We start from the raw sequence: 2,545 nt of genomic DNA on the forward strand, positions 1-2,545 counted from the left end.
CAGAGGGGGGTGCCTCGCGCTGAAGTCAAAGTCACGGCTCGCCCTGCCCGATCGCTTCCTTGCGGCGCGCCATATAGGCTTCGAGCGCTTCGCGCACAGCGGGATCCATCGCCGGCTGGACATACTCCTCCAGCGCCTTCTTCCACAGCCGCGTCGCGCGCGCCGTCGTGTCGAGCGCGCCCGCCTCCTGCCATGCCTCGTAATTCTGCCAGTTGGAGAGCATCGGCTGGTAGAAGGCGGTGGCGTAGCGCTCCAGCGTGTGCGGCTCGCCGAAGAAATGGCCGCCGGTCGGCACCGCGCCCAGCGCTTCCACCGCAAGCTCCGCCTCGTCGACCACGATCGGCCGCAGGAATTCCATCATGTGCTGGATCATCTCGACGTCGATGATGAGCTTTTCGAACGAGGCCGTCAGCCCGCCTTCCTGCCACCCGGCGGCGTGGTAGACGAGATTGCCGTGGCCGAGCACGGCGCCCCACAAGGCCATCAGCGTCTCGTAGGCGCCCTGCGCATCGGCGGCATTGGAGGCCGAGCCCGGCGTCGTGCGATAAGGCAATTGGTAGCGCCGCGCCAGCTGTCCCGAAGCGATGTTGGCCTTGGTGTTTTCCGGCGTGCCGAAGGCCGGCGCGCCCGACTTCATGTCGACATTGGAGGTGAAGGCGCCATACATCACCGGCGCGCCCGGACGCACCAGCTGCGTCAGCACGATGCCGAACAGCGCCTCGGCGTTCTGCTGCGCCAGCGCACCGGCCAACGTCACCGGGCTCATCGCTCCCATCAGCGTGAACGGCGTCACCGCCACCGACTGCCCGTATTCGGCCATGGTCATCAGCCCTTCGGCCATCATCTCGTCGAAGCGGCGCGGCGAGTTGACCGAAATGATGGTGGTGACGCCGGGATTGTCGCGCATCTGGTCCAGCGTCAGCCCGCGCGAAATCGCCATCATCTCGATGCCGTCGAGCGCCCTGCCCCGCCCGATCGCCGAGACGTGGAAACATTTGTCGGTCAGCGTCAGATTGGCGAAATAGGTGTCCATATGCCTGGTGTTCGCCGGCAGCTCGATCGGCGCGCAGACCTGGTTGCCCAGCATGTGGATGCAGTTGAAATGCTGCGCCAGCCGGACGAGGTCCGAGTAGTCGGCGAGGTTGCCGGCGCGACGGCCGCGCTCCATGTCGTGCACATTGGGCGGGCCGGCGACGAGCGTGAAGTTGATGGTGCTGCCGCCAAGATGAATGGCGTGGTCTGGGTTTCGGGGCGTCAGCGTATAGGCCGAGCGCGTCGACTTCAGCACCTCCTCGACCATGCCGCGATCGACGCGCACATTCATCGAGCCGTGGTCGACCTTGGCGCCGGCGCGCTCGAACAGCGACAGGGCGCGTGCGCTCATCACTTCGATGCCGAAATTCTCCAGTATGTGCATCGATGCCTGGTGGATGGCTTCGATTTGATCGCCGGACAGCAGCGCCATGGGCGGATAGGGATTCTCCACCCGCCGTGCCGGCAGTTGCGGGATGGCGGCTGGTCCCCGGTTGCTGGTGCGCTCGGCGCCGCGCTTGCGTCTTGGTTCGCTCATGCCCGCATCAGAGCGCCGGCATCGCATGCGGGCTGTCAGGAATTCGTCATTTGCCGGCGTGATTTTAGCCAAGGCGGCATTTTTCAAAATTGATGAAAAGAATAGCGTCACAAATGGTCGCAATAACTATACTCGGTTCCTCGCGCTTCCCCCGCCCCGCGTTAAGGAACCGCGCAACACTCCCTTTATGATTTCGGCCTATTCGTCTTCCAATGCGTAGGTCGAGTTTTAATAAAATTGTCGCTGTCTCCGTGCTGCTGGCGCTTTCGGCCTGCGCGACGGCGCCCAGTCATATCAACAATGTCTGCGCGGTCTTCGACCAGAATGACGGCTGGTTCGACAACTGGCAGTCCGCCGCCGAGCGGACCGAGCGGAAATACGGCGTTCCCGTCCCCGTGCTGATGGCGACGGTGCGCAAGGAATCTGGCTTCAAGAGCAATGCCCGCCCGCCGCGCACCAAGCTGCTCGGCTTTATCCCGTGGACGCATGTCTCGAGCGCAACCGGCTACTCACAGGCGCTCGACGGCACCTGGTCGCAATATCAAAGCGAGACCGGCAACTGGGCGGCGCGCCGCACGCGCTTTGCCGACGCCATCGATTTCGTCGGCTGGTACCATTCCAAGACGGCCGATACGTTCGGCGTCGCCCGCAACGACACCTACAATCTCTACCTGGCCTACTATCTCGGCTGGACCGCCTACGGCCGCGGCAATCGCGGCGACGCCGGCGTTCAAGGCTACGCGCACGCCACCGACCAGATGGCGCGCGATTACGCCGCGCAGATTCGGCAGTGCGGCAGCTAGCACCCTGACAAAGGGATTTTTGAAAGGTTTCGGTTTGTCTTGGTGCAAGATTTCCGTTCATTTGCGTGAGATCAGCGCAAACGCCGGAGATTGGCTGAAGCCGCCCCAACCTCGTCATTCTATGGCGGAGCAAGGAGCGAAGCGACGCGCGCAGACCATAGAATCCATTCCG

At 63.5% G+C, this 2,545-nt stretch carries 2 protein-coding genes; one reads left to right on the top strand and one right to left on the bottom strand.

All coding sequences use genetic code 11. The annotated features are described in order from the left end of the window. Positions 1-31: 31 nt before the first annotated feature. Complete coding sequence (locus tag FJ980_RS29715) at positions 32-1,570, bottom strand: trimethylamine methyltransferase family protein (RefSeq protein ID WP_140547188.1); 1,539 nt, start codon at positions 1,568-1,570, stop codon at positions 32-34. Between the two features lie 212 nt (positions 1,571-1,782). Here FJ980_RS29715 and FJ980_RS29720 point away from each other — a divergent pair, with 212 nt between their 5' ends. After that, complete coding sequence (locus tag FJ980_RS29720) at positions 1,783-2,373, top strand: hypothetical protein (protein ID WP_140547189.1); 591 nt, start codon at positions 1,783-1,785, stop codon at positions 2,371-2,373. The last annotated feature ends 172 nt before the right edge of the window (positions 2,374-2,545 follow it).

This window comes from Mesorhizobium sp. B1-1-5, assembly GCF_006443065.1.
Lineage (GTDB): Bacteria > Pseudomonadota > Alphaproteobacteria > Rhizobiales > Rhizobiaceae > Mesorhizobium.